Below are 15,505 nucleotides of genomic sequence, written 5' to 3'. Positions count from 1 at the left end.
AATCGCCGTACCGCGTGCGGGTGCCCGAACCGCCCGCCGGTAGCCTCTTGGCCGTGTCCGTGTCCTCGTCCAGTTCCCAGGTGCCGGAAAGCCCGGTGAAAGCGGTCCCCGCGCCGCCCCGCCCGGCGCGCATCGACCCGGTCCCGCTGGCGACGCTGCTCGCCAGGGCGGACGCCCGCCTCATCGCCGGCTCGCCCGACGCGGCCGAGCTCACCGTCACCGGCACCACGCTGCGCGCGCAGCACGTGCTGCCCGGTGACCTCTTCGCCGCCTTGCCGGGCGCCCGCGCCCACGGCGCCGACTTCAGCGACCAGGCCGTCGCCGCCGGCGCCGTGGCGGTGCTGACCGACGCCGAAGGCGCCGGGCGGCCCGCCCTGCGCGACGCCGGCGTCCCCGTCCTCGTGCACCCGGACCCGCGCGCGGCCCTCGGCGAGATCGCCGCCTGGATCTACGGCGAGCCCTCGCTGCGGCTGGCCGTCCTCGGCGTCACCGGCACGTCCGGCAAGACCACGACGTCCTACCTGGTCGACGCCGGTCTGCGGGCCGCCGGCCTGACCACCGGCCTGATCGGCACGGTCGAGACCCGGATCGCCGGCGAACGCCTGGTCAGCGGCTTCACCACGCCCGAGGCGCCGGACCTGCAGGCGCTGCTCGCGGTGATGCTCGAGCGCGGCGTCACGCACGTGCCGATGGAGGTCTCCAGCCACGCGCTCGCGCTGGGCCGCGTCAACGGCACCCGGTTCGCCGTCGGCGCCTTCACCAACCTCTCCCAGGACCACCTGGACTTCCACAAGGACATGCAGGAGTACTTCGCCGCGAAGTCCCTGCTGTTCGACGGCCGTTCGACGCACGAGGTCGTCGTGGTCGACAGCGCGTGGGGCCGGGCCCTGCTCACCCCGCAGACGATCACCGTGACGACCGATCCGGCCACCGGCGCGGCCTGGAAGGCCACCGGCATCGAGGCCACCCCGCACGGCGAGCAGACGTTCACCCTGCACGGCCCGGACGGCGCCCGCGCCGCCGCCCGGATCCCGCTGCCCGGCGAGTTCAACGTCGCCAACGCCGTGCTCGCCGCCGCGATCCTGAGCACCGCCGGGGTGTCGCTGGAGCACATCGTCGCCGGGCTGGCCCAGGTGCAGGTGCCGGGCCGGATGGAGCGCGTCCACGTCGGCCAGGAGTTCACCGCCGTCGTCGACTACGCCCACAAGCCGGCCGCGGTCGCCCAGGGCCTGGACGCGCTGCGGGCCCGCACCGAGGGGCGGATCATCACCGTCCTCGGCTGCGGCGGCGACCGCGACACCGCCAAGCGCCCGATGATGGGCGAGGCCGCGGCCCGCCGCAGTGAGGTCCTGATCGTCACCGACGACAACCCGCGCTCCGAAGACCCGGCGGCCATCCGCGCCGCCATGCTCGCCGGCGCCCGCTCGGTCGGGCCCGCCGAGAGCGGCGAGGTCGTCGAGATCGGCGACCGCCGCGAGGCCATCGCGCACGCCGTCTCGCTCGCCGGGCCGGGCGACATCGTCTTCCTCGCCGGCAAGGGACACGAGTCCGGCCAGGAGGCCGGCGGCGTCGTGCACCCGTTCTCCGACCGCGACGAGCTGGCCGCGGCCATCCGCAACAAACTCGAGGTGAGTGTGTGATCGTGCTCAGCCTGGCCGAGATCGCCGACGTCGTCGGCGGCCGGCTGCACCGCGCCGACCCGGGCGCGCAGGTGACCGGCACCGTGGAGTTCGACACCCGGAAGCTCACGCCCGGCGGCCTGTTCGTCGCGCTGCCGGGGGAGAAGGTCGACGGCCACGACTTCGCCGCGCAGGCCGTCGCGGCCGGCGCCGTGGCCGTGCTGGCCGCCCGCGAGGTCGACGCGCCCGCGATCGTCGTGCCGCCGCTGCCCGCGGGCGAGGCCCACGAGCGGTCGGTCGCGCTGACCGGCGACAAGGACGGCTCCGGCGCCGCCGTGCTGGCCGCGCTGGCCAAGCTCGCCCGGTTCGTCGTCCAGCGCCTGGCCGAGGGCACCTTGACCGTCGTCGGCGTCACCGGCTCCTCCGGCAAGACCTCGACCAAGGACGTCATCGCGCAGCTGCTCGAGCCGCTCGGCCCGACGGTGGCGCCGCCCGGGTCGTTCAACAACGAGCTCGGTCACCCTTGGACGGCCCTGCGCGCCGACGCCGGGACGAAGCACCTCGTGCTGGAGCTGTCCGCGCGCGGCCCTGGGCACATCGCCCACCTCGCGGAGATCGCGCCGCCGAAGATCGGCGTCGTGCTCAACGTCGGCAGCGCGCACGTCGGCGAGTTCGGTTCGCGCGAAGGCATCGCGAAGACCAAGGGCGAGCTGGTCGAGGCGCTGCCCGCGGACGGCGTCGCGGTGCTGAACCTCGACGACCCGCTGGTCGCGGCCATGGCGAGCCGCACGAAGGCCCGGGTGGTGTTCGTCGGCGAAAGCCCCTCCGCCCAGGTCCGCGCGGAGAACATCACCCTCGACGACGAGGCCCGCCCGTCCTTCCGGCTGATCACCCCGGCCGGCGAGGCCGACGTCGAGCTGCCGCTGCACGGCGAGCACCACGTCGGCAACGCGCTGTCCGCGGCGGCGGTCGCGCTGGAGCTGGGCAGCACCCCGGCGGACATCGCGGCGCGGCTCTCCGGCCTCGAACGGCGGTCGGCGCGGCGCATGGAGGTCGTCACCCGGCCCGACGGCGTGACGATCCTCAACGACTCCTTCAACGCCAACCCCGAGTCGATGCGGGCCGGCCTGAAGGCCCTCGCGGCGATGACGCGGGAAACCGGCCGCCGGTCCTGGGCCGTGCTCGGCGTGATGGGCGAGCTCGGCGCGGACGCGGTCAACGCCCACGACGAAATCGGCAGGCTGGTCGTCCGGCTGAACATCGCCAAGCTCGTCGTGATCGGTCCCGAGGCGGCGGCCATGCACCAGGGGGCGCACCAGGAAGGCTCCTGGGGCGAGGAATCCACTCTGGTACCCGACGTCGAGGCCGCCGTCGCCCTGCTGCATGATCAGCTCCGCCCCGGGGACGTGGTGCTGGTGAAGGCCTCCAAGGCGGCCGGCCTCTGGCGGGTCGCCGAAGCCCTGCTCGACCCCCGGGAAACCGACAACTCCGAGAATCGCTCGAACGGTGGTGACGCGTGATCAGCATCCTGATCGCGGCCGCGGCGGGCCTGCTGGTCTCCATCATGCTGACGCCCTACCTGATCCGGGTCTTCTCCCGGCAGGGCTTCGGCCAGGAGATCCGCGAGGAAGGCCCCCAGGGACACAAGTCCAAGCGCGGTACCCCGACCATGGGCGGTGTCGCGATCATCACCGCGATGGTCGTCGGGTACTTCGCCGCGCACCTGATCAACTGGATGTTCAACTCCCGCAGCGGCGCGCCGACGGCTTCCGGGCTGCTCGTGCTGATGCTGGCGGTGGGGCTGGGGATCGTCGGGTTCCTCGACGACTTCATCAAGATCCGCAAGCAGCGCAACCTGGGGCTGAACAAGACCGCGAAACTGGTCGGGCAGCTCGTCGTCACCATCGCGTTCGCGGTGCTGGTGCTGAACTTCCCGAACGAGCACGGCATCACGCCGGCGTCGGAGAGCCTCTCCTACGTCCGCGACCTCGCGCTGATCACCTTCCCGTCGGTGATCTTCGTGATCTTCTGCTACATCGTGATCTCCGGCTGGTCGAACGCGGTGAACTTCACCGACGGCCTCGACGGCCTGGCCGGCGGTGCGGCGGCGATGGTGCTGGCCACCTACGTGGTCATCTCGTTCTGGCAGGAGCGGCTCTCCTGCGCCAACGCGCCGGCCCCGGCCTGCTACGACGTCCGCGACCCGCTGGACCTGGCCGTGGTCGCCGCCGCGGCGACCGGCGCCTGCGTCGGGTTCCTCTGGTGGAACGCGGCCCCGGCGAAAATCTTCATGGGCGACACCGGTTCGCTGGCCCTCGGCGGCCTGGTCGCCGGCCTGTCCATGACCACCCGCACCGAGCTGCTCGCCATCGTCATCGGCGGCCTCTTCATGGTCGAGATGATCTCGGTGGTCGCGCAGATCGCGGTGTTCCGGACGACCCGGCGAAGGTTGTTCCGGATGGCGCCGTTCCACCACCACTTCGAGCTCGCGGGCTGGGCCGAAACCACGGTGATCATCCGGTTCTGGCTGCTTTCCGCGATCTGCTGCATGTTCGGGCTCGGCCTGTTCTACAGCGAGCAGCTGGGTCTCGGAGGCTGACGTTGGACGTCGCTGGTCGTCACGTTCTGGTCGCCGGAGCCGGGGTCACCGGCAAGTCGGTGGTCCCGGTGCTGGTCGAGCTGGGTGCGCGCGTCACCGTCACCGACGGCAACGCCGAACGCCTGGCCGAGCTCGAGGGTCTCGGCGCCGAGCTGGTGCCCGGTCTGACCGAGCCGCCTGCCGACGTCGTCCTCGTCGTCACCAGCCCGGGCTGGCGGCCGACGTCGCCGCTGCTCGTGGCCGCCGCCGAGGCGGGTGTCGAGGTCATCGGCGACGTCGAGCTGGCCTGGCGCGTCGGCCGGCTGCGCGAACACCCGCCGTGCTGGCTGGTGATCACCGGCACCAACGGCAAGACGACCACCGCGGGCATGCTGGAGTCGATCCTCAAAGCGGCCGGCAGCAACGCCGTGGCCTGCGGGAACATCGGGTACGCGGCGCTCGACGCGGTCCGTGCGGGCTACGACGTGCTGGCTGTCGAGCTGTCGAGCTTCCAGCTGCACTGGTCGTCGACGCTGGCCCCGGACGCGGCCGTGGTGCTGAACCTGGCCGAGGACCACATCGACTGGCACGGCTCGATGGACGAGTACGCGGCCGCGAAGGGCCGGGTGTACACCCGCGCCAAGGTCGCCGTGCACAACGCCGACGACGACTGGTCCACCCGGATCGCCGCCGAGCACGCCCCGGAGAACGCCCGCCGCGTCGGTTTCCAGCTCGACACCCCGCGCGCCGGGGAACTGGGCGTCGTCGAGGACCTGCTGGTCGACCGCGCCTTCGTGGCGGACCCGGCGAACAGCGCCGAGGCACTCGCGACGCTGTCGGACGTCCGCCCGGCGGGCCCGCACAACGTCGCGAACGCCCTCGCCGCGGCCGCGCTGGCCCGCGCCCACGGCGTCTCGCCGGAGGCCGTGCCGAAGGGCCTGCGCGAGTACCAGCCGGCCCCGCACCGGGCCGCGGAGGTCGCCGAGGTGGCCGGGGTGCGGTACGTCAACGACTCGAAGGCCACCAACCCGCACGCGGCCGCCGGGTCCCTGCGCGCCCACGAAAGCATCGTGTGGATCGCCGGGGGCCAGCTCAAGGGCGCCTCGGTCGACGAGCTGGTGAGCAGCATCGCCGGCCGTCTCCGCGGGGTCGTGCTGCTCGGCGTCGATTCACCCGTGATCGCCGCCGCGGTTGCGCGACACGCGCCGGATGTCCCGGTGAACAGCCTCCGTCCGGGTGACGATGAACCCATGACTGCGGCGGTGAGTGCGGCCAGCGCGATGGCCCGGCCCGGTGACGTGGTGCTCCTGGCACCCGCCGCGGCGTCGTTGGACATGTTCTCGAGCTACGGCGAGCGCGGCGACGCGTTCGCCGCGGCCGTGCGTGTCCTCCGCGACGACGCAGCGGGGGAGCCGAGTGACGACAGCTGAAACCAAGCCCGTACCGCCGCCGAAGCGGCCGCGCCGCGAGCGCAAGGAGAGCGGCTTCGTCGCCGTCCGGACCGCGCTGACCGCGTGGCTCTCGCGGCCGCTGGCGTCGTTCCACCTCGTGCTCGCCCTGACCGGGGTGCTCACCGTCATCGGCATCGTCATGGTGCTCTCGGCGTCGTCGGTCGAGTCCTACAACCCGAAGACCGGCAGCGGGGTGTACTCGCTGTTCGTCAAGCACCTCGTGTTCGTCGCCCTCGGTTCCGTGGTGTTCTGGCTGGGCCTGCGGGTGAAGCTCGAGCGGATCCGCCGCATGTCGGCCACCGCGACGGTGATCTGCCTCGGCCTGCTCGTGCTCGTGCTCACCCCGCTCGGCTCCACGGTCAACGGCTCGCAGGGCTGGTTCCGGATCGGCGACTTCACGTTCCAGCCGGTCGAGGCGGCGAAGGTCGCGCTGGCCTTCTGGGGCGCCCACATCCTGGTGATCAAGTACAACGTGATCCACCAGTGGCGGCACCTGCTGGTGCCGGTGGTGCCGATCGCGCTGCTGATGTTCGCCCTGGTCATGCTGCAGCCGGACCTCGGCGGCACGGTCACCCTGGCCGTGGTGCTGCTGGCGCTGCTGTGGTTCGCCGGCGCCCCGAAGCGGCTGTTCGGCGTGATCCTCGCCGGCGGCCTGGCCGGTGTGCTCGTGCTCGCCATCACCGCGCCCTACCGGCTCGACCGCGTCATGTCGTTCCTGTCGCCGGACGCCGACACCAGCGCCGAGGGCTTCCAGGCGAACCAGGCCAAGCTGGCGCTGGCCGACGGCGGGGTGCTCGGCAAGGGCCTCGGCCAGGGCGCGGCCAGCTGGAGCTACCTGCCGAACGTCCAGAACGACTTCATCTTCGCCCTGATCGGCGAGGAGCTCGGCTTCGTCGGCTGCACCGTGGTGCTGAGCCTCTTCGCCGGGGTCGCCGTCGTCGGCCTGCGGATCGCCACCCGCAACATCGACCCGTGGATCCGGATCGTCTCCGGCACGCTGACCGTCTTCCTGGTCGCGCAGGCCGGCATCAACATCGGCTACGTCGTCGGCCTGCTGCCGGTCACCGGCGTCACGCTGCCGCTCATCTCCTACGGCGGCACCTCCCTGGTGATCACCATGCTCATCATGGGGGTGCTCGCGAACGCCGCCCGGCACGAACCGGAGGCGGTGGCCGCACTGCGCACACAGGGGCCGGGTAAATTCGGACGTCTGCTGCGGCTGCCCGCGCCCGACCCGTACCGCCCGCCCGCCACGCGCAAGGCGGCGGGACGGAGTGGGGCGAAGGCGGCCAGGCCGGCGCCCCGTGCGGCCCGGCCCGCCCCGGCTCAGGAACGACGCAGGTCGGTCCGCGAACCGGTGCGCCGCAGCACGGCACGGACGAGCACGGCCCGCACGAGCACGTCTCGCGGCGGGGCCGCGCGGACAACAGCGAGCCGTGGTACCCGGAGTACCGCGAACCGGAGAGGTCATAGGTGAGTAAGCCCGTCAAGGGAACCGAGCGAGCCGCCGCGGGCCAGGGGCCCGTGGTCGTGGTCGCCGGAGGTGGCACCGCAGGACACATCGAACCCGCCCTCGCCCTGGCCGACGCCGTCATGCGGCTGCGCCCGGACGCGAAGGTCGTCGCGCTCGGCACCGAGCGCGGCCTGGAGAACAAACTCGTCCCGGCCCGCGGCTACCCCCTCGAGCTGATCCCGCCGGTGCCGCTGCCGCGCAAGCCGTCGGCCGAGCTGGTCAAGCTGCCGTTGAAGGTCCGCGACTCGGTGCGCAAGACCCGCGAGGTCCTCGACCGGGTCGGCGCGGACGTCGTCGTCGGCTTCGGCGGCTACGTCGCCCTGCCCGCCTACCTGGCCGCGCGCGGCCGGGTCCCGATCGTCGTGCACGAAGCCAACCAGTCGCCGGGCCTCGCGAACAGGGTCGGCGCGCGGTTCGCCCGCCGGGTGGCGGTCGCCGTCCCGGGAACGCCGCTGGCGAAGGCCGAGGTCGTCGGGATCCCGCTGCGGCGCTCGATCACTTCGCTGGACCGGGCCGCGCTGCGGGCCGAGGCCCGCGCGCACTTCGGCCTGGACCCGGACGCGCCGACGCTGCTGGTGTTCGGCGGTTCGCAGGGCGCGCAGTCGATCAACGCCGCGCTGTCGGGCGCGGCGAAGGACCTCGCGGACGCCGGTGTCGGCGTCCTGCACGCGCACGGACCGAAGAACACGCTGGTCGTGCAGGAGTTCCCGGGCAGACCGGCGTACGTGCCGGTGCCGTACCTGGAGCGGATGGACCTGGCCTACGCGGCGGCCGACGTCGCCGTGTGCCGGTCCGGGGCGATGACCGTCGCCGAGGTGACCGCGGTCGGGCTGCCCGCGGTGTTCGTCCCGCTGCCGCACGGCAACGGCGAGCAGGCCACCAACGCCCGGCCCGCCGTCGACGCCGGGGCCGCGCTGATGGTCGCCGACGCCGACCTCACCGCGGCCAAGGTCGCCGACCTGGTCGTCCCGCTGGTCACCGACGCCGACCGCGTCGCCAAGATGGGCGCGGCGGCGGTCGGCATGGGCCACCGCGAGGCCGACGAGACCCTCGCCCGCATCGTCTTGGAGGCCGCCGGTGGCTGAGCCGACCCAGCCCGAACTGCCCGAAGAACTGCACCGGGCCCACCTGATCGGGATCGGCGGGGCCGGCATGTCCGGCATCGCACGGATCCTGCTGGCCCGCGGCGCGAAGGTGTCCGGCTCGGACGCCAAGGAGTCGCGTGCGCTGCTGTCCCTGCGCGCGCAGGGCGCGGAGCTGTTCGTCGGCCAGCGTGCGGCCAACCTGGCCGAACTGGCCGAACCGCCGTCGGCCGTGGTCGTCTCGACGGCGATCAAGGAGACCAACCCCGAGCTGGCCGCGGCGCGCGCGGCGGGCATCCCGGTGCTGCACCGAGCCCAGGCGCTGGCCGGGCTGATGGCAGGCCACCGCGTCGCCTGCATCGCGGGCACGCACGGCAAGACGTCGACGACGTCGATGCTCACCGTGGCGCTGCAGCACTGCCGGCTCGACCCGTCGTTCGCCATCGGCGGCGACCTCAACGAGTCCGGCGCCAACGCCCACCACGGCGAGGGTGGCGTCTTCGTCGCCGAGGCCGACGAGAGCGACGGCTCGTTCCTGACCTACTCGCCGTCGGTCGCGGTGGTGACGAACGTCGAGCCGGACCACCTGGACCACCACGGCACGGCCGAGGCCTACACGAAGGTGTTCACCGAGTTCGTGAGCCGGATCGTGCCGGGCGGGCTGCTCATCGTCTGCGGCGACGACCCCGCGGCGGACGAACTGGGCACCCAGGCGTCGGACCTCGGCGTCCGGGTGCGCCGCTACGGCCGCACGGTGACCGGCGAAGGCGACGCGCGGGTCCTGGACTACGTCCCGGCGCCGGACGGCGGTGTCGTGCGGCTCGCGCTGGACGGTGCCGAGGTGTCGGTGCGCGTCGCGGTGCCGGGTGAGCACATGGCGCTGAACGCGGTCGCGGCCCTGCTGGCCGGGATCGAGCTGGGTGCGCCGGTTCCCGGCCTGGTGGAAGGGCTCGGGGCGTTCGGCGGGGTGCGGCGGCGGTTCGAGTTCAAGGGCCGGGCCGGCGACGTCCGCGTCTACGACGACTACGCCCACCACCCGACCGAGGTGGCCGCGCAGCTGCGCGCGGTGCGCACGGCGGCCGGGTCCGGCCGGGTCATCGTGGTGTTCCAGCCGCACCTGTACTCGCGGACGAAGACGTTCTCGGTGGAGTTCGCTGCCGCGTTGTCACTGGCCGACGAGGTCGTCGTGCTGGACGTCTACGGCGCCCGCGAAGAGCCCGAACCGGGGATCACCGGCGCGCTGATCGCGGACCGGGTGACCGCGTCGGTGCACTACGAGCCGGCGTTCGACGTCGCCGCGCCGCTGGTGGCCGGGCTGGCGAAGCCCGGCGACCTGGTGGTGACCATGGGCGCCGGCGACGTGACGCAGCTCGGGCCGGAGATCCTCGCCGAGCTGGACAAGCGCTGAGGCCATGAGTCCGACCAGGGAACGCCGCCGTCCGTCCGATCAGGACGCACGGGAGCGCGCGGCCCTGGCCAGGGAACGGCGGGGGCGGCGCTCCGAAGAGGAGCGCCGCCGGACCCGCGCGGCGCGGCCCAAACCGAGCCCGCGCACCCGGGCGAACCGGCCCAACCGGCAGGTGGAGATCCGCCGCCGGTGGGTCGCGCTGCTGTCCGTGCTCACCGTGGTGGCCCTGGTCTACCTGCTGTTCTTCAGTTCCACGCTCGGCGCGCAGGACGTCTCGGTCAGCGGTTCCCGCACGGTGTCCGCCGACCAGATCCGCACGGCGGCGGCGGTCCCGGCGGGCCAGCCGATGCTGCGGCTGAGCACCGGCGAGATCCGCGACCGCGTGGCGGCGATGCCGGGCATCGCGACGGTCGAGGTGTCGCGTTCGTGGCCGAACACGGTCGAGATCACGGTGACCGAGCGGACGGCGATCGCGTTCTTCGACAGCGGCCCGGGCGGCGACGGGGTCCACCTGGTCGACGGGGGCGGCGTGGTGTTCAAGACGGTCTCGGCGCGGCCTCCGGGCCTGCCGGAGCTGAAGCTGCCGAAGGTGTCGGCGGACGACCCGGTGACCCGCGCGGTGACGGCGGTGCTCGGAGTGCTCCCGGAGCAGCTGATCAAGCAGGTGACGACGGCGTCGGCGAAGACGCCGGCGAGCGTGGAGTTCACGCTGGCCAACGGCAAGATCGTCCGCTGGGGAACGGCGGAGCAGACGGACCGGAAGGCCAAGGTCCTGGCGGCGCTGCTCACCCAGGACGGCAAGGTCTACGACGTCGCCGCGCCGGAACTGCCGACCATCACCCCCTGAAATCCCTTTTATGTGCACCGGTGTTCTCGTATGCCGTACGATCTCGTACGGCATACGAGAATGAGGAGGGTGCACATGACGATCCTGGTGACGGGTGCAACCGGCAGCGTCGGCCGGCTCGTGGTCGACGAACTGCTCGCGGCGGGAATCCCCGTACGGGCGCTGACCGTCGACCCCGGACGCGCCAAGCTGCCCCCGGAGGCCGAAGTGGTCGTCGGGTCGCTGGCGAAGCCGTCGACGTTGCCGGTGGCGCTCAAGGGCGTCTCGGCGGTGTACCTCGCGCCGATGGCGCGGACCGTCCGGCGGTTCTGCGAGCTGGCTTCCGACGCCGGCGTCGAAACCGTCGTCGCGTTGTCGGGCAGCAGCGTCGGCGACGACCACGAAGGCTCCAGCGGCCACGAGTACGCCGCCGTCGAGGCCGCCGTCCGGGCGGCCGGGTTCGCCTGGACCTTCCTGCGGCCCGGGGTGTTCATGAACAACACGCTCGATTGGGCGCCCATGGTGCGGGCCGGCGAGGTCGCGATGGCTTACGGCGACGCGACGCAGACGCCCATCGACCTCGGCGACATCGCGGCGGTGGCCGCCCGGGTGCTGGGTTCGGCGGGGCACGTCGGCGCCACCTACGTCCTCAGCGGACCGGAGGCGATCAGCCTGCGCGGGCAGGTCGAGACCCTGGCCGCGGTGCTGGGCCGGGAAATCCGCTTTCGTGAGCTGACTCCGGCGCAGCAGCGCGCGTTGTGGATCGGGTACGGCGTCCCGGAGGAGGCCGTCGGCTGGCTGCTCGAAGGCTTCGAAGAGACGCTGCGGCACCCGCAGGTGCCGACCGGTGTCGTCGAGGACCTGCTCGGCCGGCCGGGGACCACCTACGCGGAGTGGGTGGCCGCGCGGCGAGAGGTCTTCGCCTAGGCCGGCTGCTCGACCGGCTCCCGCGTCCCGGTCCGCTCCGCGCCGATGCCGGCCGCCACGACCAGCACCACCCCCGCGGCCGCACCGGCGCTCGGGACCTGGTGGAGCACGACGAGCCCGATGGTCAAGGCGAGGGCCGGTTCCAGGCTCATCAGCGTCCCGAACGCGGGGGCGGTCAGCCGCCGCAGCGCGAGCATCTCGAGCGCGAACGGCACCACCGGCAGCAGCACCGCGAGCCCGAGCCCGATGAACAGCAGCGGCCAGGTCAGGTGCGCCACCACCGACGGTCCGTAGGCGAGCGTCGCCACGATGCCCGCCACCGGCATCGACACCGCGAGCCCGCGCACGCCGGCCACCTCGTCGCCGACCCGCTGCGTCAGCAGGATGTAGCCGGCCCAGCAGGCCGCGGCCGCGAGCGCGTAGCCGACGCCCGCCGGGTCCGCGCCGCCCCGCCACGGTTCGGTCAGCAGCACCACGCCGAGCGCGGCGAGGACGGCCCACACCCGGTTGCCGCCGCGGCCGCGCGTGACGGCGACGGTCAGCGGTCCGAGGAACTCCAGCGCACTCGCCGTCCCGAGCGGCAACCGGGCGGCCGCTTGCATGAAGAACATGGTCATCCCCGCCGTGACCACGCCCAGCCCGCAACAGGCCGCGAAGGTGCCCGGCCGGAACGACGACGGCCGCGGCCGCACCACGACGAGCAGCAGCACCCCGGCCCAGGTCAGCCGCAGCCAAGCGGCGCCTTCGGGACCGATGCGGTCGAACAGGCCGACCGACGCGGCGAGGCCGAGCTGGACGCAGAGCATGGCGGCGACGGCGAGGGTCGCTCCGGTGCGGGACGAGGTGGGCACGGGACCAGCAAAGCCGACGGGGACCGTCCATGTCCACGTGCCGATCGTGGACATATCGTCCGGGAATCCGGGACAATGACCGCGTGGACACCCGCCGGCTCCCGTATCTGCTCGAGCTGTCCCGCCACGGCTCGATGCGCGCCGTGGCGGACGTGCTCGGGACGACGACGTCGACGGTCTCTCAGCAGATCGCGGTCCTGGCGCGCGAGACCGGCGTGCCCCTGCTCGAGCCGGACGGCCGGCGCGTGCGGCTCACCCCCGCGGGACGGCGCCTGGCCGAGCACGCGGTGACGATCCTCGCCGCCGTGGAGGCCGCCCACGCCGACCTCGACCCCCACGCCGAGCCGGCCGGCACGGTGCGGGTCGCCGGGTTCGCCACGGCCGTGCGGCGCGCGGTGCTCCCGGCGGCCACCGCGCTCGCCGCGAACCACCCGCAGGTCGAGCTGCGGATCAGCGAGTACGAACCGCAGGAGGCGGTCGCCGCGCTGCTGGCCGACGACATCGACCTGGCCCTCATCTACGACTACGACCTCGCCCCGGCCAGCGTGGACCCCGCGATCACTGTTGGTCCACTGTGGACAGCCCGCTGGGCACTGGGTGTGCCGGCCCCCGACGCGGCCCGCGCGAGCGGGGGCGCGACGGTGGCGGTCTTCGAGGCGTTCCGCGGCCACGGCTGGATCGTCAACTCCCGCAACAGCGCCGACGAGGACGTGGTCCGCAGGCTGGCCTCGATGGCGGGCTTCACCCCGGCCGTGAAGCACCGCGCGGACAGCCTGGACCTGGTCGAGGACCTGATCGCGAAGGGCCCGGCCCCCGCCGTCGGCCTGCTGCCGTCGGGGCGGGTGACGAAGCCGGGCGTGGCGCTGGTGCCGCTGGCCGGGCCGGAGGTGCGGCAGCGGGCTTTTGCGTGCACCCGGCGTGGGCGGGAGGCGTGGCCGCCGTTGGCGCTGGTTCTCGGGCTGCTGGCTCGTTAGGCGCGGGTGCGGGTCATCCCGGCCAGACCGAGCAGCGGGAGCACGCCGGCGAACACGACGACCGCCGTCCAGCCGCCGAGGTGGTACGCGATCGAACCCGCCTGCGAACCGATGGCGCCGCCGATGAAGAACGTGCCCAGGTAGACGCTGTTGATCCGGGCGCGGGCCGAGGGGTCGAGCTGGTAGATCGTGTGCTGGCCGACCACCAGCGTCGTCTGGACGGCCATGTCCACGGCGATCGCGGCGATCGCCAGCAGGATCACGCTGTGCGCGCCGAAGCCGGCCAGCGCGAACGCCGCGGCGCACAGCACGAAGGCGCCCGCGGTGAGCCGACGGCCGTGGCCGTGGTCCGACCACCGGCCGGCCAGCGGGGCCACCGCCGCGCCGGCCGCGCCCGCCAGTGCGAAGAGCCCCACGCCCAGCTGGGAGTAGTTGAAGGGCGGTGCGGTCAAGACGAACGCGATGGTCGTCCAGAACGCGCTGAACGACCCGAACATCGCCGACTGGTAGAGGGCGCGGTGGCGCAGGGGCGGGTGTTTCCGCGCCATGGCCAGGGTCGACCGGATCAGCTGCCCGTAACGGACGTCGGTCTTGGGTGCGCGACGCGGCAGGATGAACCGCAGCACCACGGCGAGCGCCGCCATCGCCCCCGCCGAGATCAGGAACACGACGCGCCAGCTGGTCACTTCGGCGAGCAGGCTCGCGACCACCCGGGAAAGCAGGATGCCGAAGAGCAGCCCGCTGACGACCCGCCCGACGATCCGGCCGCGGATGGCGTCGGGGGAGATGTCGGCGGCGAACGGGATGAGGATCTGCACGACGACCGACGCCGCCCCGACGGCCAGCGAGGCGATCAGCAGCACGGCGAACCCGGGCGCGATCCCGGTGACGACCAGCCCGGCGCAGGCGAGCGCGAGCAGCGTCGCGACGAGGCCGCGGTTCTCGAGCCGGTCGCCGAGCGGCACGAGCAGCAGCATCCCGGCGGCGTACCCGATCTGGGTGGCGGTGACGACCCCGCCGGCGGCGGCTTCCCCGACGCCGAAGGCCTTCTGCAGCTCGGCGAGCAGCGGCTGGGCGTAGTACAGGTTGGCGACGGTCAGTCCACAGGAGACGGCCAGCAGCAGCACGAGCCAGCCCGGCGGGGCCTTCTGCTCGGTCTCGGTCATGCGGGCGCCCCCAGGATCTCGGAACCGGTTTGATCGGTTCCCGACGGTACCAGTCAAACCGGTTCCGGCGTACTGTGACCCGCATGACGGACAGATTCCGGGCGGGAGCGGGCCGCCTGTGCCTCGACTTCCTCCGGACGCTGCGGTACCGGGGGACGCCTTCGGAGACGGAGGAACTCCCGGACGCGCCGGCGTGGGGGGCGTGGATCGACCAGCTGGGCCCGTTCCCGGCCCCGGTGCACCCGGCTTCGGTGAGCGACGCGCAGGCCTTGCGCGAGGCGATCCACGAGCTGCTGACCGGCCCGGTGCGGCCGTCGACGCGGCAGCGGCTGAACCGGTTCGCGGCGCCGCCGGTGCCGGCACCTTCGTTGACGCCGTCGGGCGAACTGCGTTGGCAGGCTTCGGATCCCGCGTCGGCGATGCTGGCGTTGCTGGCCCGGGACGCGCTGGACCTGGTGACGTCGCCGGAGTTCGCCCGGGTCCGGCGGTGTGCGGGACCGCGGTGCGGGGCGTTGTTCCTGGACACGTCCCGCCCGGGGACGCGGCGGTGGTGCTCGATGGGCGTTTGCGGGAACCAGGCGAAGAAGTCGGCTTACCGGGCCAAGGCGGCCACGACGTAGAACGGCCCTCCCGCCGGCAGCGGGAGGGCCGTCCGTGGCCGAAAAATCAGGCGAGGGCCGCGTCCATGGTGATCGTCGTGCCGGCCAGGGCCTTCGACACCGGGCACGTCTTCTCCGCTGTCTCCGCGTACTCGGCGAACTGCTCCGCCGTCACGCCCGGGATCGACGCCCGCAGGGTGATCGCGATGCCGCTGATCTCGAAGCCGCCGCCCTTGGCCGGGCCCAGCGTCACCTCGGCGGTCACGTCGATCGAGTCCGCCGTGAGCTGGTGCGACTCCAGCACGCCCGACAGGTTCATCGCCAGGCAGGACGAGTGCGCCGCCGCGATGAGCTCCTCGGGGCTCGTCTGGCCGTCCGGGTTGCCCGCCCGGGTCGGGAACGACACGGCGAACGAGCCCGCGTTGGACGAGTCCAGCGTGACCTCGCCCTTTCCGCTGTTCAGTCCGCCGACCCAGTGGGTGGTGGCGTCACGGCTGGGCATAGGAGCCTC

The 15,505-nt window shown here is 73.2% G+C and carries 14 protein-coding genes; 11 read left to right on the top strand and 3 right to left on the bottom strand.

All coding sequences use genetic code 11. The features are described 5' to 3' along the window. The first annotated feature begins 95 nt into the window (after nt 1-95). The 9 genes from Q5425_RS40965 (at nt 96) to Q5425_RS40925 (ending at nt 11,404) form a co-directional block, all read left to right on the top strand. Entirely contained in the window at nt 96-1,640 is a 1,545-nt protein-coding gene (locus Q5425_RS40965) for a UDP-N-acetylmuramoyl-L-alanyl-D-glutamate--2,6-diaminopimelate ligase (protein ID WP_308677915.1), read from the top strand. Next, the gene (murF, locus tag Q5425_RS40960; RefSeq protein WP_308677792.1) at nt 1,637-3,139 is read left to right on the top strand and encodes a UDP-N-acetylmuramoyl-tripeptide--D-alanyl-D-alanine ligase; all 1,503 of its coding nucleotides are present in this window, start codon (nt 1,637-1,639) and stop codon (nt 3,137-3,139) included. The genes Q5425_RS40965 and murF overlap by 4 nt, the downstream gene beginning before the upstream one ends. After that, entirely contained in the window at nt 3,136-4,218 is a 1,083-nt protein-coding gene (gene mraY, locus Q5425_RS40955) for a phospho-N-acetylmuramoyl-pentapeptide-transferase (RefSeq protein ID WP_308677791.1), read from the top strand. Before murF ends, mraY begins: the two co-directional genes overlap by 4 nt. Nucleotides 4,219-4,220: 2 nt before the next feature. Continuing rightward, nucleotides 4,221-5,627: a UDP-N-acetylmuramoyl-L-alanine--D-glutamate ligase gene (gene murD, locus Q5425_RS40950; RefSeq protein ID WP_308677790.1), complete on the top strand. Its 1,407-nt coding sequence runs from the start codon at nt 4,221-4,223 to the stop codon at nt 5,625-5,627. Continuing rightward, complete coding sequence (ftsW, locus tag Q5425_RS40945) at nt 5,614-7,125, top strand: putative lipid II flippase FtsW (RefSeq protein WP_308677789.1); 1,512 nt, start codon at nt 5,614-5,616, stop codon at nt 7,123-7,125. Before murD ends, ftsW begins: the two co-directional genes overlap by 14 nt. Next, entirely contained in the window at nt 7,122-8,246 is a 1,125-nt protein-coding gene (gene murG, locus Q5425_RS40940; protein ID WP_308677788.1) for an undecaprenyldiphospho-muramoylpentapeptide beta-N-acetylglucosaminyltransferase, read from the top strand. The genes ftsW and murG overlap by 4 nt, the downstream gene beginning before the upstream one ends. Beyond that, on the top strand, nt 8,239-9,651 hold the full coding sequence (murC, locus tag Q5425_RS40935; RefSeq protein ID WP_308677787.1) for a UDP-N-acetylmuramate--L-alanine ligase: 1,413 nt from the start codon (nt 8,239-8,241) through the stop codon (nt 9,649-9,651). Before murG ends, murC begins: the two co-directional genes overlap by 8 nt. Nucleotides 9,652-9,655: 4 nt before the next feature. Continuing rightward, nucleotides 9,656-10,498, top strand: coding sequence for an FtsQ-type POTRA domain-containing protein (locus Q5425_RS40930; RefSeq protein ID WP_308677786.1), 843 nt, complete (start codon nt 9,656-9,658; stop codon nt 10,496-10,498). 75 nt (nt 10,499-10,573) lie between these two features. Beyond that, nucleotides 10,574-11,404: an NAD(P)H-binding protein gene (locus Q5425_RS40925; RefSeq protein WP_308677785.1), complete on the top strand. Its 831-nt coding sequence runs from the start codon at nt 10,574-10,576 to the stop codon at nt 11,402-11,404. Here the strand turns inward: Q5425_RS40925 and Q5425_RS40920 are convergent. Beyond that, nucleotides 11,401-12,255, bottom strand: coding sequence for an EamA family transporter (locus Q5425_RS40920; RefSeq protein ID WP_308677784.1), 855 nt, complete (start codon nt 12,253-12,255; stop codon nt 11,401-11,403). The two genes, Q5425_RS40925 and Q5425_RS40920, sit on opposite strands and share 4 nt — an antisense overlap. Before the next feature lie 83 nt (nt 12,256-12,338). Between Q5425_RS40920 and Q5425_RS40915 the strand changes: the two genes are divergently transcribed. Beyond that, entirely contained in the window at nt 12,339-13,229 is an 891-nt protein-coding gene (locus Q5425_RS40915; protein WP_308677783.1) for a LysR family transcriptional regulator, read from the top strand. On the opposite strand, the gene Q5425_RS40910 is transcribed toward Q5425_RS40915, so the two are convergent. After that, nucleotides 13,226-14,395, bottom strand: a complete 1,170-nt coding sequence (locus Q5425_RS40910; protein WP_308677782.1) for an MFS transporter — start codon at nt 14,393-14,395, stop codon at nt 13,226-13,228. The two genes, Q5425_RS40915 and Q5425_RS40910, sit on opposite strands and share 4 nt — an antisense overlap. Nucleotides 14,396-14,478: 83 nt before the next feature. Here Q5425_RS40910 and Q5425_RS40905 point away from each other — a divergent pair, with 83 nt between their 5' ends. Then, nucleotides 14,479-15,015: an ABATE domain-containing protein gene (locus Q5425_RS40905; protein ID WP_308677781.1), complete on the top strand. Its 537-nt coding sequence runs from the start codon at nt 14,479-14,481 to the stop codon at nt 15,013-15,015. Nucleotides 15,016-15,061: 46 nt separating this feature from the next. Here the strand turns inward: Q5425_RS40905 and Q5425_RS40900 are convergent, their stop codons facing one another. After that, a complete protein-coding gene (locus Q5425_RS40900; protein WP_308677780.1) occupies nt 15,062-15,496 on the bottom strand; it encodes an OsmC family peroxiredoxin in 435 nt (144 codons plus the stop codon). Between the last annotated feature and the right edge of the window lie 9 nt (nt 15,497-15,505).

The organism is Amycolatopsis sp. A133, from assembly GCF_031082405.1.
Taxonomy (GTDB): Bacteria; Actinomycetota; Actinomycetes; order Mycobacteriales; family Pseudonocardiaceae; genus Amycolatopsis.
Note: the sequence above shows the minus strand (reverse complement) of the source record. Positions and strands in the feature narration are given on the sequence as shown.